The organism is Blastococcus aggregatus (assembly GCF_900221005.1).
GTDB classification, from domain to species: Bacteria; Actinomycetota; Actinomycetes; order Mycobacteriales; family Geodermatophilaceae; genus Blastococcus; species Blastococcus aggregatus.
The window spans coordinates 466,161-486,869 of record NZ_OBQI01000002.1; the positions used below are offsets into that span (position 1 = coordinate 466,161).

Sequence of the window (20,709 nt, forward strand, 5' to 3'; positions counted from 1 at the left end):
TCCCTCGGTCGGTCGGTCGGCTGCTGCAGCAGGCACGTCAGCGCTCACCCGCGGCGCTCTCGAGCGGCACGCCACCGCGCGGGACGGCCTGGTCGCCGACCCGGTACCCCGGCCGCAGGTGCACGGCACCGTCCTCGTAGGCGTCGGTCACGACCCGGAACGTCGCCAGCCGGTTGACGCGGTGGTACACGGTCTTGTTGCCGGTCGAGGCGACGGCGATGCTGACCTGGTAGACGCCCTCGGACAGCGGCACCTCCGGGAACTCGACCGTGACCTCTTCCGGTGCGCCGGTCAGCTCGGGCAGCGAGAAGCCCTGCATGTCGCTGTTGGCTCCCCAGACCACCTGACCCCCGCTGTCCTCGAGCGCGACCCCCACGATCCAGTCGTCCAGCCGGCTTCCCGGGTCCACCCGGAAGCGCACCTGGAGGCCGGCGCCCGACGGCAGGGTGCGCACCGGCCGCCCGTCGAGGTCGGCCACCGACACGTCGGAGATCGTCACCCGGCGGGTGCCCTGGGCGGCGAGGTCGACGTTCTTCTCCTCGTCCGCCTCCTCGACGGCCTGGTTCAGGTCGCGGAAGGCGCGGACCGCCTCGGTGGGAGTGCCGTCGACCAGCTGGTTGCCGTGGTCGAGCAGGACGGCCCGGTCGCAGAGCTGGCGCACCTGGTCCAGGCCGTGGCTGACGAAGACGATGGTGCGGCCCTCGCGCTGGAAGCGCCGGATCCGGTCCAGGCACTTGCGCTGGAACGGCTCGTCGCCGACCGACAGCACCTCGTCGACCAGCAGGATCTCCGGGTCGACGTGCACCGCGACGGCGAACGCCAGGCGCACGTACATGCCGCTGGAGTAGAACTTGACCTGGGTGTCGATGAAGTTCTCGATGCCCGAGAAGTCGACGATCTCGTCGAAGTACCCGTCGGTCTGCTTGCGGGTGAGACCGAGGATCGCGGCGTTGAGGTACACGTTCTCGCGGCCGGTGAGGTCGCCGTGGAACCCGGCGCCGAGCTCGAGGAGCGCGGCCAGCCGGCCACGCCGCTCGACGTACCCGCTGGACGGCGTGAGGATGCCGCCGATGATCTTGAGCAGGGTGCTCTTGCCGGAGCCGTTGTGCCCGATCAGGCCGGTCGTGCTGCCCGAGGCGAAGGTCAGGTCGATGTCGCGCAGCGCCCAGAAGGCCTCGGCGTTCTCGCGGGAGCGGCGGGCGTTGACCAGCCGCTCCTTGAGCGACTTGTCCTTGCGCAGGGCGAACTGCTTGGAGACGTCGTGGACGCGGATCACGTCGGTCATGGCGGTCAGAGCTCCTGCGCGAAGTTGCCCTGGGACCGGGCGAAGAGCCGCTGGGCCACCCAGACGAAGACCAGCCCCGCCGCGATCAGCACCCCGAGGCGGAGGTAGAGGTTGCCGTCGTAGTAGAACGCCGCGCCGGCCTCGGTCTGGCCACCGGGCCACAGCGCCCGCTGGAAGGCCAGCACGATGTTCGCCATCGGGTTGGCCAGGTAGACCTGGAACAGCCAGGCGAGGTCGTTGTCGACGGTCAGCGTGGTCCGGACCTTGGTCCAGTCGTAGACGATCGGCGTCATCCAGAACCACAGCAGCAGGCCGACCTCGACGAGGTGGGTGACGTCGCGGAGGAAGACGTTGCTGGCCGCGAGGATGAGGCCCAGCCCGACGGAGAAGAAGATCAGGGCCAGGAGCGCCAGCGGGATCAGGCCCAGGTTCCCCGGCGACGGGAAGCTCCAGGTCACCATGTAGGCGAGGATCAGGATGACCGCCTGCAGCAGCACGTTCACCAGCGCCGCGCCGACGACCGACAGCGGGAACAGCTCGCGCGGGAAGTACACCTTCTTCACCAGGCCGGCGTTGCCGACGATGGACCCGGTGCAGCCGCCGATGATGTCGGTGAACAGCGTCCAGGCCAGGAGCCCGGTGAACAGGTAGATGCCGAACTGCGGGATGACCTTGCCCGACCCGAGGAAGACGCCGATCGCGACCGCGTAGACCAGCAGGTACAGCAGCGGCCGCAGCAGGGTCCAGACGAACCCGAGGACGCTGTCCTTGTACTTGACCTTCAGCTCTTTGCGGATCAGCTGCCCGAGCAGCTCGCGGTAGGCCCAGATGTCGCGGACGGTCGGCACGAAGCCCCGCCAGAAGGACACCGGCTGGTTCACGCGCTCCAGCGGCTGGTCCTCCAGGGGCGCCTCGCCGGCTCCGACGGCGGGCCCGATGGTCCGCGTCGCTACGGCCGGGGCGGCGGCACCCCGTTCCTGATGTGGCATGGCAGCGATCGTACGTACCGGTCCCCCTCGCACGACCGCGCCGAGGGAGGCGCGTTGCCGGTTGGGGGATGCGCCACAGAACAGCGGGCTCAGACCCCTCGCCCGTCCCGCGGGCCCCACGCCGCAGCGGCTAGGGTTCTGGTCCGGGACAGATGCGGGGGGACGCCCCGGGTGCGGAGGGCGGTCACGTGGACATCGTCGTGTGCGGGGCGCAGAAGCCCTTCGTGCGAGGCGGCGCCGAGCAGCACCAGGAGAACCTGGTGGCCGCGCTCGAGACCGCCGGCCACCGCGTCGACCTGGTCCGGCTGCCCGTGGCCTGGGAGAAGGGCCGGTTGTTCGACTCCCCCCTCGCCTGGCGCATGGTCCCGATCGACGCCGACCTCGTCATCGCGACCAACTTCCCGTCGTACTTCGTGCAGCACCCGAACAAGGTCGTCTGGCTCCTGCACCAGCACCGGGGCGCCTACGACGGTTTCGAGGCCGGCGCCTCGTGGTCGGACTTCGCCTGGGACGACGTCAGCCTCGAGGAGCAGCGGCTGCTGACGGAGTGGGACGTCGCCGCCCTGTCCGAGGCGCGCACGGTGTTCAGCAACTCCGGGGTGGTCAGCCGGCGGCTGGCCCGCTTCAACGGCCTGGACAGCACCCCCCTCGCCCATCCCCCGCCGCTGCACGAGGTCCTGCACCCCGGGGAGTTCGGCGACTACGTCCTCTCCGTGCAGCGGCAGGAGGAGAACAAGCGGCCGCACCTCCTCGTCGAGGCGATGGCCCACGTCCCGTCGCCGGTCCGCGCCGTCATGGCCGGCCGGGGCGAGCTCCTCGACGAGGTCCGCCGGCACGTCGAGGACGCCGGCCTCGCCGGGAAGGTCGAGCTCCCCGGCTTCGTGCCCGACGCCGACCTGGTCGAGCTGTACGCGGGCGCGCTCGCCGTCGTGTACGTGCCGGAGGACGAGGACTACGGCTACACCACGCTGCAGGCCTTCTACGCGGGCAAGCCGGTGATCTGCGCAGCCGACTCGGGGGCGGTGCTGGACTGGGTCGAGGACGGCGTGACGGGGCTGGTCTGCGACGGGACCCCCGCGGGCCTCGCCGCGGCGATCCGCCGGCTGGCCGACGACCCGGCGCTGGCGCAGCGGCTCGGCGCGGCCGGCCGCGAACGCATCGCCGACCTGTCCTGGGCCGACGTCGTGGCGCGGCTCACGGCGCCGTGACCGCCCCCGTCCGCCTGGCCGTCCACGTCGGCCGCGACGTCCCCGAGGGCCTCACCGCGGTGCTGGCCGCGCTTCCCCCGGACGTGCAGCCGGTCGCCGCCTCCGAACGCGAGGCGCTGCCGGAGGGCACGGTGGCGCACCTCTACTGCAGCGACGTCCTGCCCCGTCGCCCGGCGACCCCGTACGCCGTCTGGCGCGTGCCCGGGGCGGATGCCGGCGACCTCGGCGACGTCCCGGTGCTCGCCGACGCGGGGGCCGAGCACGTCCGCCCCGGCGACCTGCAGGTGTCCCTCCGCGCCTGGCCCGAGGCCGCCCGGCCGATCCTGCCGTTCACCCGCGCCGGCCTGCGCCGCGTGCGCGACCTGCCCGGCCGCCTCGTCGGGGAGGCACGACCCGACGGCGTCTGGTGGGGCGTCCCCGGCGGGCAACCGGCCGCGGCACCGCTGGACACCTGGCCGACGCTCGCCGCCCTGTCCTCGGCCGTGGTCGCCACCGGCGAGGAGCTGTGGACCGCCCTCGCCTGGGCCGCGCCCGCGGTGACCGACGCCGCCGGTGCCCGACTGCTCGGTCTGACGCCGGACGAGGACGTGCTGGTCGGCGACGACCCGGCCGCCCGGTCCCGGCTCGCCGCCGAGCTGGCCGACGACGACCTCCGTGCCGCCCGGCTGGCACGCAGCGGCTGGCAGACCGCCCGGTCGCACCTGCCTCCGGGGGTGGCCGCGGACCTGTGCCGCCGCCTGGGCGTCCGGACGGCCCCGCACAGCTCCGTGTCAGGGTTGACCGCGGCCCTGGACGCGCTGGGCACCCCACCGCACAGCCTCGTCCGCCGCCGCGCCCGGGCTGCGACCGCCGCTCTGCCGGGCGCCGTGACCGCCGGTTGGCGACCCCACCGAGAGGAGCACTCGTGAGCACCCCCGACCCGACCAGCGCCGAGGCCGTCGAGCGGCTCCGCGCCGTGGACGCGCCCCCGGCGGCGCCGGAACCGGCTCCGGCTCCCCGCCGGTGGGAGCGCACCGCCGCCCGCGTGGCCGGTCGTGGCCGGCGCGCCGCCGCCGGGCTGGCCCGGCGGGGCCTGAAGCCCGTGCTGCGCCGCGCCGAGGTCGAGGTGGGCTCCCGGGTGCAGCGGATGGTCACCGAGGCCCTCGACGGGGATCCCGCTCTCGCCCAGTTGCGCGAGGTGTCCGAACGCGGAGGGCTGGACCCCCAGCTGATCCGCGAGCGCGACGCGACGGTGCACAGCGCCCACGTGAACCTGGAGCTGCTCAAGGGCGAGCTGCGGCACGTGCAGACCACGCTCGACGAGCTCGGCATGGCGTTCGCGCCCGGGACCGGCCTGGCCGGCGCGGGAGCCCGCTACGCCGAGCTGCGGGAATCGGTGTACGCGCTGGAGCGGCGGCTGCGGACCGCCGGCAACGCACCGACGACTCCCCCGGACCCGGCGGCCCCGGCGGCCGCGCCGATCGCGCGGGCGACGCCGGCGGAGGGCACCCCGGCGGTGCTGTCCTCGACCCTGTTCGACTACGTCGGCTTCGAGCGGCGGTTCCGGGGCGACCCGGACGCCATCCTGACCACCCTCGTCGACCGCTACGCCGACCTGCTGCAGGACCACCAGCCGGTCGTGGACGTCGGGTGCGGCCGCGGCGAGCTGCTCGGGATGCTCGCCGAGCGCGGGATCGACGTCATCGGCGTCGAGCCCGACCCCGGGATGGCCGCGGAGGCCCAGGCGCGCGGCATCACCGTGCACGAGGAGCTGGCCGGCGACTGGCTGCGCTCGGTCCCGGACGGCTCGCTCGGGGCGATCATCACCACGCACGTCCTCGAGCACCTCGAGCTCGACGACATGATCGAGCTGCTGGAGCTGGCGGCGGTGAAGCTGGGGCCGGACTCGGTCTTCATCAGCGAGACGCCCAACCCGGCCTCGCTGATCGTGCTGGGCAACTCCTACCTGCTCGACCCGACGCACGTCCGGCCGCTGCACCCGAGCCTGCTGGCGTTCCTCTGCGAGAAGGCCGGCTTCCGGGACGTCCGGCTGCGGTTCTACAGCCCGGCGGAGGACTACCACCTGCCGATGACCGCGGTCGACGAGGACGCCCCGGCGTGGGCCCGGGAGCTCACCGAGTCGGTGAACAAGGGCTTCTCGACGCTCAACGAGGTGCTCTTCGGCCCGCAGGACTACGCGGTGATCGCCCGGACACCGCCGGCCCCCGAGTCCTGACCGGCGCACCCGTGGCCACCCGGAGCTCGACGGCCGTCGACGTCCCCCCGTCGGCGGAGGGAGCGACCGTGCGCCGGTCGCGGCACGGGTTCTGGGCGCTCCTGGTGGCCGCGGTGGCCGTCGCGGCCGCCTTCGGCGTCACGGTCGCCCGGGTCCTGGGCGACGTGGACGACTCCTTCCGCTTCGGCGGCGACCAGGCGCTGACCGGGCTGTCGGTGCACGAGGCGAGCTCGTTCGACCGGGACCTCGGCCCGTACTCGCGCTACGGCTGGTCGCACCCGGGGCCGCTCTGGTTCTACCTGCTGGCCCCGCCGATGCGGCTCCTCGGCGGCGACGACATCGCGCTCATGGCCGCCGGCGTGCTGATCAACGGGCTGCTGGCGGTGGCCGTCGTGCTCGCCGTCCACCGGGCCGGCCGCCCGCTGCTCACCCTGGGCGTGTCGGCCGTGCTGCTGGCGTTCGTCCTGCGCATGCCCGCGGAGATGTTCGTCGACGTGTGGAGCCCCTACGCGCTGCTGATGGGGACGCTGCTCTTCCTCGTGCTCGCGGCGCGGGTGCACTCGGGCAGCTGGCCGGCGCTGCTGGGCATGCTGCTCGCCGGCAGCTTCCTGGCGCAGACCCACGTCGGCACCGCACCTCTCGTCGCGCTCGTCAGCGCGACCGGTGGCGTCTCGTTCGTCCTCGCCCGCCGCGCCCGCCGCGCGACCACGGAGCCCGGGACCGACGCCGGCGAGCCACCGCGCGCACGGCCGGGCCGCTGGACAGTGGTGCTGGGCGTGCTGCTCGTCGCGGTCTGGATCCCGCCGGTCGTCGAGCAGCTCTCGTCGCCGGTGCGGGAGGGCAACCTGGTCCGGTTGGTGAGCTTCTTCCTGAACCACGAGGACCCCGGCGGCAGCCCGACGCCACCCCAGGCCCTGATCGCCGTGGGCCGGATCCTCGCCATGACGCCGTACGACTGGGGCCCCGGCCCGTGGGAGATGGACGTCTCGACCCTGCCGGCACCGGTGGGCCTCGCGCTGGCCGCGCAGGCGCTCGCCGCGGTGACCCTGGTGCTGCTCGGCCGTCGCTGGGGATCGCGCGCCGGCACCTGGTGGGGTGCCGTCCTGTGCGCTGCCCTGGCGGCGGCGGTCGTCTCCGCCGTCACCGTCACCGGTGTCCTGTACTGGTACCTCATCGTCTGGGTCGCGGTGCTGCCCGCAGCCACCGCGATCGGCGCGCTGCACCTGGTCCTCGACCGCGTGGCCGCGGGTCGGGCCGGCGCTCCGGGCCCCCGGCTCGCCCTCGACCGTGCACCGGTCCTGCTGCCCCTCGCGGTGGTCGTGGTGGCCGGGTCGGTGGTGGCGGCGATGTCGCTGGGCGACGCGGCCGAGGAGCTGCCGTCGGACTACGGCGTCGTCGAGGCGTCCCGGCTGGTCGACGACGCCCTCGGGGACGTCGACACGAGCACGGTGCACGTGGACATCGAGACGCCGGCGCTCTGGCCGGTCGCGGCCGGGGTGGTCAACGAGCTGGTCGCCGACGGCCTCGACGTCACCGTGGACCGGGGCTCCGAGGAGCTCTTCGGCGCGGACCGGGTGAGCGCCGGCGACGAGCCCGTGGACCTGGTGTTCGTGACGACCGGCTCCCGGGCGCACGACCGGCTCCTCCGGGAGGCCGGCGTCACCGACGTCGGCACGGCGCCCACGGAGTGGGGGCCCACCTCGGTCCTGCTCCGCGTGTCGCGCTAGCGCACCGGGGCCGCAGCACCGGGACGGTTGTGGCGGAGCGTGACGGAACGGTCAGGTGGTCCCCGACGGTGGGCGCCGCGACAGCTCCGTTCCACGGTTCCCCGCCCCCGCGGCCCTACCCTGGGAAGGACTTCGCCGCGGGACCCTGGCTCCCGAATGCTCCACCGAGCCGGCCCGCCCGACGTGAGGACGTGCATGACGGACAACGCCGACCGCCCCGGGACCGGCCGCCCGCTCCCGGCCCGGCTGGACCCGCGCGCCGGCGTGCCCTCGCGCCGCGAGCGCCGGGCCGACGCCCGCGCCGAGCGGGGCGGCGGCGGGCGCCGCCGGGCCGTCACGGCCGGGCGGGTCGTCACCGCGCTGGCCTCCACCGTGCTGCTGGCCGGCAGCGGCTGGGGCTGGTACCTCGGCCAGGTCGCCGACGCGAGCATGAACCGCACCGACGCCATCCCGACCAGCGGCAACGAGGGCATCGGCGACGCGATGAACATGCTGCTCGTCGGGAGCGACAGCCGGGCCAGCGCCAGCGAGGAGGAGCTGACCCAGCTCAACACCGAGGCGAACGACGGCGTCAACACCGACACGATGATCCTGGTGCACGTGCCGGCCGACGGGTCGGAGGCGTCGTTCGTCTCGTTCCCGCGCGACTCCTTCGTGGAGATCCCCGGCTACGGCGAGCACAAGCTCAACGCCGCCTACGCCTACGGCTACTACGAGGAGGCCGGCGACGACGCGACGGACAGCGAGCGCCAGGCCTCCGGCGCGCAGCTGCTCATCAAGACGATCAGCGGCCTGACCGGGCTGTCGATCGACCACTACGCCGAGGTCGACCTGCTCGGGTTCTTCAAGCTCTCCGAGGTCGTCGGCGGCGTGGAGGTCAACCTCTGCGCACCGGCCAAGGAGCCCAACTCCGGCGTCGACCTGCCCGCCGGCGTGCAGACGATCCAGGGTGAGCAGGCGCTGGCCTTCGTCCGGCAGCGGCACGGGCTGCCGGGCGGCGACTTCGACCGGATCGTCCGCCAGCAGACGTTCATGGCCGGGATGATCCGCAAGATGATGTCGGACAACGTGCTGCTGGACCTCGGCAAGCAGCGCCGGCTGGTCGAGGCCGCCGCCGACTCGCTGACCGTGGACGAGAACCTCAAGCTGCTCGACCTGGCGGCACAGATGCAGTCGGTGAAGCCCGACAGCATCCAGTTCCAGACGGTGCCCAACCTCGGCACCGACCGGGACCCGGACGCCGGCTCCATCGTCCGGCTGGAGGACCCGAAGGCGCTGAAGGCCTTCTTCGCCGACCTCTCCGCCGAGCCGGAGCCCGCTCCGGGCACGACTCCCCCGGCGGCCGAGCCCGCCGCCGAGCCGGTGCCGGCCGCCGACGTGTCCGTGGCGGTCTACAACGGCTCGGGCACCTCGGGTCTGGCGGCCACCACCACCGCGGAGCTCGAGGAACAGGGCTTCCCGATCGTCACCACGGGGAACGCGGACAGCCGGGACTACGAGGCCACCGAGATCCGCCACGCCGCCGGCGACGAGACGCTGGCCGCCACCCTGGCCGCGGCCATCCCCGGCGCCGTCGTCGTCGAGTCCGACGAGCCGGCGGAGGGCACCGTGCACCTCGTGCTCGGTGCGGACTTCAACGGTGTCGGGCAGCCGGTCACCGCCCCCGAGCCCACGGCGCCCGCCGTGCCCGAGGACACGTTCACCGCCGCGAACACCGACTGCATCAACTGAGCGCCGGCGCCCCGGGCGCCGACCGGAACGGCAGAGGCCCCGACCGCAGCAGCGGTCGGGGCCTCTCCCGTCGTGCCGGGCTCAGAAGGGCAGGCGGCGGAAGACCGCGCGCGGCGTGTGCCGCAGCCCGCTCATGACGAAGCGCATCGCGCCCGGCACCCAGACGGTGTGCCGGCCCTTGCGGACGCCGGTCACGATCGCCTCGGCCACCGCCTCGGGCGTCGTGGACAGCGGCGCCTCGGGCAGGCCCTCGGTCATCTTCGACCGGACGAACCCCGGGCGGACGACGAGCACGGAGACCCCGGTGCCCACGAGCGAGTCGGCCAGGCCGGAGTAGAAGGCGTCGACGCCGGCCTTGGTCGAGCCGTAGACGTAGTTGGACCGGCGGGCCCGCTCCCCGGCGACCGAGGACAGCGCGACGATCGCCCCGTGCCCCTGGCTGCGCATCCGGTTGGCCAGCACCGTGCCGACGACGACCGGCGCCACGTAGTTGACCTGGCCGAGCGCGGCGGCCGCGGCGGGGTCGGTGGCGAGGGCGTCCTGGTCGCCGAGCTGGCCGAAGGCGACCACGGCGACGTCGATGTCGCCGCCGGCCGCGGCGGCGGCGACCACGCGCTCGGGCGAGCCCGCGTCGTCGGCGTCGAAGTCCACGACCTCGACCGCGGCACCGGCGGCCGTCAGCTCGTCGGCGACGGCGGCCCGCCGCGGGGTGTCCCGGGCGGCGACGACGACGCGCAGCGGCCGCTCCTGCAGGTACCGGCGGGCGGTGGCGACGGCGATGTCGGACGTGCCGCCGACGAGCAGCAGCGAGCTCGGGGATCCGAGGGCGTCGATCACAGGGAGAGCCTCCTGGCCAGGTCGGACGTGAAGACGCCGTCGGGGTCGACGCGCCTGCGGATGGCGCGGAAGTCGTCGAGCCGGGGGTACATCGCCGCGAAGGTCTCGGGGCGGACCCGGGAGTCCTTGGCGAGGTAGGTGCGCCCCTCGGCGGCGACGACGACCTCGTCGAGGGAGTCGAGCAGGCCGGCCAGGCCCTTCATCACGGGGATGTCCAGCGCCAGCGTCCAGCCGGGCGAGGGGTAGGACAGCATGCCGGGGTTGCCGGGACCGAAGCGCTTGAGCACCGCGAGGAAGGACGCCGTCCCGAACGAGCTGAGCCGGTCCAGCACCTCCCGCATGGCCTCCTCCTGCCCGAAGGGCACGGTGACCTGGTACTGCACGAAGCCGCGCGGGCCGTAGATGCGGTTCCAGCCACCCACCGCGTCCAGCGGGTGGAAGAACGTGGGGATGCTCTGCAGCTGGTCGCGCTTGCGCGTGGGCGCCTTGCGGTACCAGACCTCGTTGAAGGCGGCCACGGTCGCCAGGTTGAGCAGCCCCGGCGGGAAGACGTCGGGCACCGAGATCTTGATCGAGCCGTGGTACTTGAGCGGGTCGGCCCGCCGCTTGGCCGGCAGCTCGTCGAGCGTCGCGAAACGCCCGCGGGTCACCACGGAGCGGCCCATGCGCTTCCCCTTGGCCAGGGTGTCGATCCAGGCCACCGAGTACTCGTACAGGTGGTCGGTCTCGGCCAGCAGGGTCATGAGCGAGTCGAGGTCCGGCGTGCGGTCGGTGTCGACGAGGCAGCGCGAGGACTCGATCCGCTTCAGCTGCACCTGCGCGCGCAGGATGACGCCGGTCAGGCCCATGCCGCCGGCGGTGGCCCAGAAGAGGTCGGGGTCGGACTCGGGGCCGACCCGGCGGACCTCGCCGTCGGCGGTGAGGAGGTCCAGCCAGCGGACGTGCTGGGCGAAGCTGCCGGCCACGTGGTGGTTCTTGCCGTGGATGTCCGCGCCGATCGCCCCGCCGACCGTCACCAGCCTCGTGCCCGGGGTCACCGGCACGAAGAAGCCCTGGGGGACGAACCGGTTCATGAGCTCGTCGAGCGAGATGCCCGCCTCGACGTCGACCAGGCCGGTCTCCGCGTCGAAGGCCAGCACCGCGTCGGCCGCGGTCATGTCGAGCACGTGGCCGCCGGCGTTCTGCGCCGCGTCGCCGTAGCTGCGCGCCAGGCCCCGGGCCACGACGCCGCGCCCGGCGGCGGCCGCGGCCTGGACCACGGCGCGCACCTCGGCGTCGTCGTGCACGGGGGTGAGCACGGCGGGTGTGGGCGCCGTGCGGCCCCAGCCGTTGAGCAGCGTGGTCTCAGACATCGAAGACTCCCAACGCCATGGTCACGACCCACAGCACACCCAGGCAGAACAGGACGCGGTCGTGCAGGACGATCTCCTCGGGCGCACCCGCGGCGCCCTTGTCGACGTCGACGGCGTACCGCAGGATCGCCATCACGAACGGGGCGATGGAGATGGTCGACCACGGGACGCCGTCCTGGGTCTCGCCCATCTCGAACGCCCACAGGCTGTAGGCGGTCACGGCCACGCCGGCGGACAGGCTCCACACGAACCGCAGGTAGCTGGCCGAGTACTCCTTGAGCGTCTTGCGCGTCGCGGCGGCGTCACCCACCAGCACGAGCTCGGAGTACCGCTTGCCGGCCACCATGAACAGCGACCCGAAGGCCGCCACCAGGAGGAACCACTGCGAGAGCAGCAGGCCCGCGGCCACACCGCCGGCGATGCCGCGCAGCAGGAACCCCGAGGCCACGACGGCGAGGTCGATGACCGGCTGGTTCTTGAGGAACACGCAGTAGGCCAGCTGGATCACCACGTAGCTGGCCAGCACGAACGCCAGTTCCGGCCGGGTCAGCAGCACGGCGGCGACGAGCGCGACGGTGCAGAGCACGGTGGCCATCGCCAGCGCCAGCCAGCGGGGCACGATCCCGGCGGCGATCGGCCGGAACCGCTTGCGCGGGTGCCGGCGGTCCTCCTCGACGTCGATCGTGTCGTTGACCAGGTAGACGGCGGAGGCGGCCAGGCAGAACAGCACGAAGGCGACGGCGGTCGGCCGCATCACCTCGGCGTTGAAGATCTCCCCGGCGGCCAGCGGCGCGGCCAGCACCAGGACGTTCTTGACCCACTGCCGCGGCCGCAGAGCCCGGACCAGGCCCCAGGCGAAGGTGCCCCGGAAGCCGGGGAGCCGGGGAGCGAGCGGCGGCGGGGACTCCTCGACGAGCTCCCCCGACATCGTCGAGGGTGCCGGTGCGGGGGTCGACTGGGGGTGCACGGTCACGCCTTCCTCCCTGCGTCTCCGGTCGTGCGACGCCGCACGACCGTGGCCACGCCGGCGCCGAGGGCGGCGCCCGACACCACGTCCGACGGGTAGTGGACGCCCAGGAGGACCCGGGAGACCAGCATGACGACGGTCACCGCCGCCATCGGCGGCCCGCCGACCATCGGCCCGAACCCGACGGCCGCCGCGGCGGTGGAGCAGCTGTGCGCGCTCGGGAAGGACAGCCGGCTCGGCGTCCCGACCAGCGGCGGCACGTCCTCCAGCGAGGGCCGGACCCGGCGCACGACGCGCTTGACCGCCACGCCGGCCGCGTGCGCGGCCACGACCCCGACCATCCCGGACACCCACTCGTCGCGACGGCGGCCGGTGGCCCAGCCGGCAGCGCCGAGCGCCAGCCAGCCGAGGGCGTGCTCGCCGAAGTGCGACAGCCCCCGTGCGACCGGCACGGCCGGCGTGCCGCCGAGCGTGCGGCGCGTCGAGCGCAGGACCGCGTGGTCGAATCGGGTGAGGGCAGCGCTCGGTGCGGTCATCGGGTGCCGACTGTAGACGGGCACCTGCGCCGTCGCCGGGACGACGCGGGGCGGACCGATCCGTCGCAACCCGCCCTGCCACTCTTGTCCCGTGCCCACCACCCCCTCGCCTGCCGCCGACGCCGGACGCCCGCAGGAGACGATGCCGGCGGGCCTCCTGGCGGCCGCGCTGCGCCGGTCCTCGGCCACCCCGCTGCTCACCTCCTACGACGACGCGACCGACGAGCGGGTCGAGCTCTCGGCGGCGACGCTGGCCAACTGGGTGGCCAAGACGGCCAACCTGCTGCAGGACGAGTGCGACGTCGGCCCGGGCAGCACGGTGGCGCTGGCCCTGCCGGTCCACTGGCAGACGGCGGCGGTCCTGCTGGGCGCCTGGAGCTGCGGGGCGGCGGTGCTCGACACCGCGCTCGAGGACGAGGGCCGGGCGGCGGGCGCGGACGTCGTGCTCGCCGCCCAGGACCGGCTCCCAGCCCTGGAGGAGGCGCACGACGACGCCTCCGCGACCGAGCTCTGGGGGCTGTCGCTGCACCCCCTGGGCCTGGGCATGACCGGGTACTCGGGCGCCGCCCGTGACTTCGCCGTCGAGGTGCGCACGCACGGGGACGTCTTCTTCCCCTACCGGGAGCCCGACCCGGCCGGTCCCGGACTGCTGGTCGGCGAGGCGTCGCTGAGCCTCGGCAGCCTGACCTCGGCGGCCGCGGAGCTCGCCGGCCGGCTCGGCCTGACCGAGGGCGACCGCATCCTGGTCGACGAGCGGACCGCCGCCGAGGCCGGCCCGGTGGCGTGGCTGCTCGCGCCGCTGGCCGCCGGCGCCTCGCTGGTCCTGTGCCGCAACGCCGCACCCGACCGGCTGGCGTCCCGCGCGGCGGCGGAACGGGTGACGGCCACCCTCGGGATACGGGTCGAGGGGGTCCGCGAGCTCGGTCGCCGCGGCTGACGGATGGTCGCGCGCGTCACACCTACACTCCCCCGCGTGACGACCCCCGCGGACACCGACGCGGCGCCCGGGGGGCGCGACCGACGGCGGGTCCTGGCCTGGGTGCTCGCCGGGCTCACCCTGCTGCTCGCGGTGACGCTGCCCCTCGCGCCGGTGCGGGTGGACACGCCGGAGGTCCAGTGGCCGCTGGACCCGGGTGATCCGCAGTCGACCGTCGCCCTGTTCATGCCCTACCGGCCGATCGACCTGCAGGCCGAGATCCCGTGCGCGGCGGTCACCGCCCTGGCCGGGCGGCAGGAGCCCGGCGCGGCCCCGGCGGTGCTGCTCGCCACGGCACTGCCCGGGTCCGAGCGCGGCAGCGCGCGAGGGCTGCGTGCGACGGTCACCGAGACGAACATGCGCATCCTCTCCTCGGGCGAGGAGCTCTACAGCGGCGGCCTCCCGGCATCCTCGGACTGCACCTTCGTGATCGCGGCGCTCCAGTCCGGGACGACCGTGACGCTCGAGCGGCCCGGCTCCGATCCGGAGGTGCTCGCCGACCGGCCGGGCCTCGGGGTCCCCGAGGTCACCGCGTTCACCACCGACCTCACGGCCGCTGACGGCTCGTCTCCGTCGGTCACCGCGCATCCCGACGCGCGGTTCCAGACCTCGCCGACGGCGTGGAAGACGGCGCTCGTCGTCGCCCACGTCGCCGCGCTGCTCGGCTGCCTCTGGCTGCTGTGGCGGGCCGGCCCGGCCGCCCCCCGCCGGCGCCGGGAGCCGCTGCCCGCGCTGGTGGAGCCCCCGACCGGGCGTGGCGGGCGGACCTGGGCCCTGCTCGCGGACGTCGGCGTCGTGGTCACGCTCGTGGTGTGGACCCTCATCGGGTTCATCAACACCGACGACTACTACTACAGCGCCGAGGCCCGGACCCTGGACTCGGCCGGGTACGTCGGCAACCAGTTCCGCTTCTTCAACGTCCCCGAGATCCCGTTCATCCTCCACCAGACGCTGCTCGCCCCCCTGACCGAGCTCTCCACCCAGCCGCTGGTGCTGCGGCTGCCCTCCCTGGCCGCCGGCCTGCTGGTCTGGTGGCTGCTCACCCGTCAGCTCGTGCCGCTCCTGGTCGACCGGCCGCACCCGGCCCTGCGGGTCGTGGCCGGCGTCGCGCTGCTGGCCTGGTGGCTGCCGTGGAACATCGGCGCACGGCCCGAGTTCCTGATCACGCTCGCCTGGGCGGCCACGCTCACCCTGGCCCTGCAGGCGATCCGCCGCGAGCGCGTGTGGCTGCTCGGCGCGGCCGCGCTCGTCGCCGGCACGGCCGTGACCATCACGGCCTCCGGCCTGTCCTGCGCGGCCACCCTCGTCGTGCTGCTCCCCCGGCTGTGGCCGCTGCTGCGCCGCTCGGCGCTCGGCCTGTGGGCGACGCTCGCGCTGATGGTGGCCTCGGCCAGCGTCGCGGCCACGATCGTCTTCTCCGACGCCACCCTCGCCAGCGCGCTGACCGCCCTGCGGGTGCACCGCGAGGTGCCGCCGGTCGAGCCCTGGTACAAGGAGGTGCTGCGCTACTACTACCTGACGCTGGGCGACGACCCGGCGCAGCGCACCTTCGGCCGCCAGCTCGCCGTGGTGCTCACCCTCGCCGTGCTCATCGGCGTCTCGGTGACCCTGACGCGGACCACCCGTCCCGGGGCGCTGCGCACCACGTGGGCGGTGCCGGCACTGGCCTACGTCGCCGCCAACCTCGCCTTCCTGCCCTCGCCCACGAAGTGGACCCACCACTTCGGAGCGCTGGCGGCACCGGGCGCGCTGCTGCTCACCGTCGGCGTCGCGGTGCTCGTCCGCCGCCGCCCCGACCGATGGGCGGCGGCCGCTCTCGCGGTCGGCCTGCTCCTGGCCGCCACGACCGCGTTCCACGCCGGCAACCACCAGGTCGAGTACTCCGCCTACCGGGTGCTGCGCGACGTCCCCGGGGTGCTCGGGAACCCGGCCGCCTGGGTCGCGGGAACCCTCGCGGTCATCGGGGCGCTCTGGTGGCGCGCCCGCCGCTCCTCCGAGCCGGGTGCCGCTGCCTACCGCCCGTGGCCCGAGGCGGCGATCACCGTCGTGGTGACGGCGCTGGTCGCGTCGGTCCTGGTGCAGACCGCGAGCGCCTCGGCGTCCAACATCCTGCTGCGGGACACCTGGTCGATGGTCGGCGACACCACGTCGGTCCTGCGCGGGGACCCGGGGTGCGGCTTCGCCGACGACGCCGTCGCGCTCACCGGCACGGCCCGGCTGCCCAGCACCGACGTGGGCGACCCGGCCGCACCGCCGTCCGACGACGACACCTCGCTGCAGAACTCGTTCGAGAACCGCGAGGTGGTCCCGGAGGACGTCGACCGGTGGACCACACGGACCGACGAGCCGGTCGATCAGACCGTCGAGCTGGTGACACCGTGGTTCGACCTGGCGGAGATGACCGTGCGGGACGTGCTGGCGATGGGCATCGCCGGGAACCCCGACGGCGGGACGACGGTCGTCGCCGAGTACGCCGACGCCGAGGTCCGCGTGCTGCCCGAGGTGTTCGCGGTGGACCCGGACGAGGTCGAGGACCTCGCAGCGGGCGCGTGGACCCGGGAGAACCTCGGCGCGCGGCAGGAACTCCCCGCGGACGCGTCCCTGGTGCGGTTCCGCTTGACCGACCGGAACCTGACGGCCGAGGGATGGCTGACCGTGACGGCGCCCTACCTGGTGGTCGGGCAGCCGCTCAGCGAGCTGTTCGACGGGACGGCGGTCGGGCTCGACTGGCCGATCGGGTTCAACATGCCGTGCGTCGATCCCCCGAGGGTCGCCGACGGCATGGTCGAACCCGTCAACTGGCTGGTCTTCAGCGACACCTTCGCCGACTCCCCCGACATCACGATCATCGACGACCGGGGCGGGGCGTACGGGACCGTGGAGGAGGTCGCGCGGTTCACCACGTACCGCGGCTTCCTCCCGGGCACCTCCCCGGACGTCGAGTGGGGCCGGCTCGTGGCGCTGGACTACGAGCTGCCGACCGGTGCCTTCCGCGTCGAGGAGGGCAGCCGCACCATCGCCGGCTGGGGCTGGTGGCCGGAGGCCGGCCCGGGCCCGTCGCCGGAGGAGGACTGAGGGAGGACCTCCGCGGTCAGGGCAGGAGGCCGCCGGCGCTCGCCGTGCCCTGCACCTGGTCGGTGCCCTCGTAGGACCGCGGCCGGCCCACGTGGTCGCGCAGGACGGCGTGCAGGCAGCGCCGGCCTGGTGAGCCTCACCACTCCCCCGGCATACCCCCGGGGGAATGCCTTCGATGGGGCTACCGTTGGTCCGTGCATACCCCCCCGGGTATAGCCACCGACCTTCAGGAGCTGACGTGATCCCCGAGATCGACCAGAACACCTTCGCGGCCCGGCTCGCCGAGGGCGACGCCCACGTCGTCGATGTGCGCGAGGCGCGCGAGTACCGCCCCGGCCACGTCCCCGGCGCACAGAACCTTCCGCTGAGCGTGCTGCCGGCCCGGCTGCCGGAGCTGCCGAAGGACCGGCCGGTCTACGTGATCTGCCAGGCAGGCGGTCGCAGCGCCCAGGCCACCGAGCTGATGCGCGCCGTCGGCATCGACGCCACCAGCGTCACCGGCGGCACCGGCGCCTGGATCGAGTCCGGCCGGCCCGTCGCCACCGCCGCCTGACCCCGACCACGACACCACGGCCCCGAGAGGAAACCCGATGACCATCACCGTCCTCCCCCTGGACACCCCCGGCCTGGGTGACCGCACGTACCTCGCCCACGACGGGGAGGTCGCGCTCGTGGTCGACCCGCAGCGCGACTACGACCGCGTCCTCGGCATCGCCGAGGCGGCCGGTGTCCGCATCACCCACGTCTTCGAGTCCCACATCCACAACGACTACGTCACCGGCGGACTGGAACTGGCCCGCGAGGTCGGCGCCCGGTACCTGCTGAACGCCGACGACCCGGTCTCCTTCGAACGGACCGGGGTCTCCGACGGCGACGTCGTCGAGGTGGGGGCCCGGATGCGCGTGCGGGTGCTGCTCACCCCCGGTCACACGCACACCCACCTGTCGTTCGCACTGGAGGCCGACGGCGAGTCGGTGGCGGTGTTCACCGGCGGCTCGCTGCTCTTCGGCTCCACGGGGCGCCCGGACCTGCTCGGTCCGGATCACACCCAGACCCTTGCCCACGCCCAGTGGCACTCCGCCCAGCGGCTGGCCGCCGAGCTCCCGGACGAGACCGCCGTCTACCCGACGCACGGCTTCGGCAGCTTCTGCTCGGCCACCCAGTCCGGCGGCACCGCCAGCACCATCGGGCAGGAGAAGCTCGCCAACCCCGCGCTGACCACCGACGAGGCCCGCTACGTCGAGGACCTCCTCGCCGGCCTGGATGCCTACCCGGCCTACTACGCGCACATGGGCCCGGCCAACTCCGCCGGACCCGGGGAGGCCGACCTCTCCCTGCCGACCGAGGCGGACCCGGACGAGCTGCGCCGGCGCATCGAGGCCGGCGAGTGGGTCGTCGACCTGCGCACCCGCACCGCCTTCGCCGCCGGGCACGTCGGCGGGACGGTCAACTTCGGCCTGGACGGCCAGTTCGTCACCTACCTCGCCTGGCTCATGCCGTGGGGCACCCCGGTGACCCTGCTCGGCGAGACCGCCGAGGACGTCGCCGAGGCGCAGCGCGAGCTGGTCCGCGTCGGCATCGACCGGCCGGCCGCGATGGCCACCGGCAGCGTCGAGGACTGGTCCGGCGGGCAGCCGCTGCGGGCCTACCGCACCGCCACCTTCGCCGACCTCGCCGCCGAGGGCGCCGCCGGCCGCGGCCCCGTCGTCCTCGACGTGCGGCGCAACCAGGAGCGCGCCGAGCGGCACATCGCCGGTTCGCTGCACATCCCGATCCACGAGGTGCTCGAGCGCCTCGACGAGGTCCCGGCCGGGCCGGTGTGGGTGCACTGCGCCGGCGGCTACCGCGCCGGCGTCGTCGCCGCCCTGCTCGACGCCCACGGCATCGACGTCGTCGCCATCGACGACTCCTTCGACAACGCCGGCCCCGCCGGTCTCCACCTCTCCACCGACGCGGTCAGGCAGGAGATCCCCGCATGAGCACTCCCACCGTCGACGCCCCCACCCTCGCCGAGCGCCTCGGCAACGGCTCCGACCCCACGCTGATCGACGTCCGCACTCCGGCGGAGTTCGAGGCCGGCCACATCGCGGGCGCCGTCAACGTCCCCCTCGACGAGCTGAAGGCTTCGCTCGACCAGCTCCGCACGGTCCTGGACGATCACCACGACGTCGTCCTGGTCTGCCGCTCCGGCGCCCGGGCGGGACAGGCGCAGGAGGCTCTGCAGGCAGCCGGCCTCACCTCCCCCACCGTCCTCTCCGGCGGCATCGTGAACTGGGAGAGGACCGGCGGCGCGGTGAACCGTGGCCGCCAGAGCTGGGAGCTCGAGCGCCAGGTCCGCCTGGCCGCCGGGTCGCTCGTCGCCGCCGGGGTCCTGGCCAGCACGGTCGCGCCGAAGGCGAAGTGGCTGTCCGGGGCCGTCGGGGGCGGGCTCGCCGTCGCCGCCCTGACCGACACCTGCGCCATGGGCATGGTGCTGGCGCGGATGCCGTGGAACAGGCGCGGCGCCCGCCCCACCGGCTCTGCTCTGGACCAGCTGACCAGGGAGAGGTGACGGGCATGCTGATCGCGCTCACCGTCGCGCTGGCCGTCGTCGTCGGGGTGACCCTGGGTCTTCTCGGCGGTGGCGGGTCGATCCTGATGGTGCCGCTGCTGGTCTACGTGGCCGGCATGGACGCCAAGGAGGCGATCGCCGCCTCGCTCGTGGTCGTCGGCGTCACCGCGGCGGTGAGCGTGGTCGGCCACGCCCGCGCCGGGCGCGTCCGCTGGCGCACCGGGCTGCTCTTCGGGACTGCCGGCATGGCCGGCGCGCTGGCCGGCGGGTTCGTCGGCGGCCACCTTCCCGGGCAGCTGCTGATGATCGCCTTCGCCCTCATGATGGTCGCCACGGCGGTGGCCATGCTGCGCGGCCGCCGGGACGTCGACCCGGCCAAGGCGCACGCCGAGCTGCCCGTGGGCCGGGTCCTGCTGGACGGCGTCGTCGTCGGCCTGGTCACCGGCCTGGTCGGCGCGGGTGGCGGATTCCTCGTCGTCCCCGCGCTGGCGTTGCTCGGCGGGCTGCCGATGGGCGTCGCCGTGGGCACCTCGCTGCTGGTCATCGCCATGAAGTCCTTCGCCGGGCTGACCGGCTACCTGGCCACCGTGTCGATCGACTGGGCCCTCGTGGGTGCGATCACCGCCGCCGCCGTCGTCGGGAGCCTGCTCGGGGCCCGACTGGTCGACCGCATCCCGGCCGACGCGCTGCGCCGGGCGTTCGGGTGGTTCGTCCTGACCATGGGCGCCTTCGTCCTCGTCCAGGAGGCACCCGAAGGCGCGCGGCTGCCGGCTCTGGTCGCCGTGCTCGGCGTGGCCGGCGCGATGGGGACCTGCACGGCGTTCGTGCCCCGCTGCCCGCTCCGCCACGCCGGGATCGTCGGCCCGCGCCCCGCCGGGGCCTGACCCAGACGGCCGCGCGGTGCGTCCGGGAATGCCCACGCACCGCGCGGCGCTCCAGGACGCAGTACCCGCCGGGGTATGACCCGGTGGACGCGAGAGGATGAGGAACATGCAGCTCGAGAACACCCAGGTCGTCGGAGACGTCATCAAGCGGCTCCGGCGCGCGGAAGGTCAGCTGGCGGGCGTGATCCGCATGCTGGAGGCCGGCCGCGACTGCGAGGACGTCGTCACGCAGCTGGCCGCGGTGTCCCGCGCACTGGACAAGGCCGGGTTCGCCATCATCGCCACCGGCCTCGAGCAGTGCATCACCGCCGGCGAGGACGGCAACGCCGCCCTCGACCGCGCCCGTCTCGAGAAGCTGTTCCTCTCCCTCGCCTGA

18 protein-coding genes are annotated in these 20,709 nt (G+C 74.2%); 12 read left to right on the top strand and 6 right to left on the bottom strand.

Annotated features, from left to right (window positions below; translation table 11 throughout):
• Nucleotides 1–37 precede the first annotated feature (37 nt).
• On the bottom strand, nt 38–1,285 hold the full coding sequence (locus CRP29_RS07945) for an ABC transporter ATP-binding protein (RefSeq protein WP_097194499.1): 1,248 nt from the start codon (nt 1,283–1,285) through the stop codon (nt 38–40).
• Nucleotides 1,286–1,290: 5 nt separating this feature from the next.
• Nucleotides 1,291–2,274 (bottom strand): ABC transporter permease, encoded by a 984-nt coding sequence (locus CRP29_RS07950; protein ID WP_097194500.1) that lies wholly within the window; start codon nt 2,272–2,274, stop codon nt 1,291–1,293.
• Nucleotides 2,275–2,462: 188 nt separating this feature from the next.
• On the opposite strand from CRP29_RS07950, the gene CRP29_RS07955 reads away from it, so the two are divergent.
• From CRP29_RS07955 to CRP29_RS07975, 5 genes are all read left to right on the top strand, one after another.
• Nucleotides 2,463–3,482, top strand: coding sequence for a glycosyltransferase family 4 protein (locus tag CRP29_RS07955; protein ID WP_097194501.1), 1,020 nt, complete (start codon nt 2,463–2,465; stop codon nt 3,480–3,482).
• Entirely contained in the window at nt 3,479–4,390 is a 912-nt protein-coding gene (locus CRP29_RS07960) for a serine/threonine-protein kinase (RefSeq protein ID WP_097194502.1), read from the top strand. The genes CRP29_RS07955 and CRP29_RS07960 overlap by 4 nt, the downstream gene beginning before the upstream one ends.
• Nucleotides 4,387–5,697, top strand: a complete 1,311-nt coding sequence (locus tag CRP29_RS07965) for a class I SAM-dependent methyltransferase (protein ID WP_097194503.1) — start codon at nt 4,387–4,389, stop codon at nt 5,695–5,697. The genes CRP29_RS07960 and CRP29_RS07965 overlap by 4 nt, the downstream gene beginning before the upstream one ends.
• Nucleotides 5,698–5,765: 68 nt before the next feature.
• Nucleotides 5,766–7,424 carry a hypothetical protein gene (locus tag CRP29_RS07970; protein WP_141437087.1) on the top strand — a complete coding sequence of 553 codons (1,659 nt, stop codon included), beginning with the start codon at nt 5,766–5,768 and terminating at the stop codon, nt 7,422–7,424.
• Between the two features lie 195 nt (nt 7,425–7,619).
• Nucleotides 7,620–9,155: an LCP family protein gene (locus tag CRP29_RS07975; RefSeq protein WP_097194505.1), complete on the top strand. Its 1,536-nt coding sequence runs from the start codon at nt 7,620–7,622 to the stop codon at nt 9,153–9,155.
• An 81-nt stretch (nt 9,156–9,236) separates the two neighbouring features.
• On the opposite strand, the gene dprE2 is transcribed toward CRP29_RS07975, so the two are convergent.
• The 4 genes from dprE2 to CRP29_RS07995 are packed head-to-tail and all read right to left on the bottom strand — an operon-like array spanning nt 9,237 to nt 12,847.
• Nucleotides 9,237–9,992 (bottom strand): decaprenylphospho-beta-D-erythro-pentofuranosid-2-ulose 2-reductase, encoded by a 756-nt coding sequence (gene dprE2, locus CRP29_RS07980; RefSeq protein ID WP_097194506.1) that lies wholly within the window; start codon nt 9,990–9,992, stop codon nt 9,237–9,239.
• Complete coding sequence (gene dprE1 / locus CRP29_RS07985) at nt 9,989–11,344, bottom strand: decaprenylphosphoryl-beta-D-ribose oxidase (protein WP_097194507.1); 1,356 nt, start codon at nt 11,342–11,344, stop codon at nt 9,989–9,991. The genes dprE2 and dprE1 overlap by 4 nt, the downstream gene beginning before the upstream one ends.
• Nucleotides 11,337–12,317, bottom strand: a complete 981-nt coding sequence (locus CRP29_RS07990; RefSeq protein ID WP_245852629.1) for a decaprenyl-phosphate phosphoribosyltransferase — start codon at nt 12,315–12,317, stop codon at nt 11,337–11,339. Before CRP29_RS07990 ends, dprE1 begins: the two co-directional genes overlap by 8 nt.
• Entirely contained in the window at nt 12,314–12,847 is a 534-nt protein-coding gene (locus CRP29_RS07995; RefSeq protein ID WP_097194508.1) for a phosphatase PAP2 family protein, read from the bottom strand. The genes CRP29_RS07990 and CRP29_RS07995 overlap by 4 nt, the downstream gene beginning before the upstream one ends.
• A gap of 91 nt (nt 12,848–12,938) precedes the next feature.
• Here CRP29_RS07995 and CRP29_RS08000 point away from each other — a divergent pair, with 91 nt between their 5' ends.
• The 7 genes from CRP29_RS08000 (at nt 12,939) to CRP29_RS08030 (ending at nt 20,709) form a co-directional block, all read left to right on the top strand.
• Complete coding sequence (locus CRP29_RS08000; RefSeq protein WP_245852631.1) at nt 12,939–13,784, top strand: TIGR03089 family protein; 846 nt, start codon at nt 12,939–12,941, stop codon at nt 13,782–13,784.
• Nucleotides 13,785–13,820: 36 nt separating this feature from the next.
• Nucleotides 13,821–16,898: an arabinosyltransferase domain-containing protein gene (locus CRP29_RS08005; protein WP_176522879.1), complete on the top strand. Its 3,078-nt coding sequence runs from the start codon at nt 13,821–13,823 to the stop codon at nt 16,896–16,898.
• A gap of 238 nt (nt 16,899–17,136) precedes the next feature.
• Entirely contained in the window at nt 17,137–17,451 is a 315-nt protein-coding gene (locus CRP29_RS08010; protein ID WP_245852633.1) for a rhodanese-like domain-containing protein, read from the top strand.
• 37 nt (nt 17,452–17,488) lie between these two features.
• Nucleotides 17,489–18,877: an MBL fold metallo-hydrolase gene (locus CRP29_RS08015; protein WP_097194511.1), complete on the top strand. Its 1,389-nt coding sequence runs from the start codon at nt 17,489–17,491 to the stop codon at nt 18,875–18,877.
• On the top strand, nt 18,874–19,449 hold the full coding sequence (locus CRP29_RS08020) for a rhodanese-like domain-containing protein (protein WP_097194512.1): 576 nt from the start codon (nt 18,874–18,876) through the stop codon (nt 19,447–19,449). Before CRP29_RS08015 ends, CRP29_RS08020 begins: the two co-directional genes overlap by 4 nt.
• Before the next feature lie 5 nt (nt 19,450–19,454).
• Nucleotides 19,455–20,333 (top strand): sulfite exporter TauE/SafE family protein, encoded by an 879-nt coding sequence (locus tag CRP29_RS08025; RefSeq protein WP_097194513.1) that lies wholly within the window; start codon nt 19,455–19,457, stop codon nt 20,331–20,333.
• A 106-nt stretch (nt 20,334–20,439) separates the two neighbouring features.
• Nucleotides 20,440–20,709, top strand: a complete 270-nt coding sequence (locus CRP29_RS08030; RefSeq protein ID WP_097194514.1) for a metal-sensitive transcriptional regulator — start codon at nt 20,440–20,442, stop codon at nt 20,707–20,709.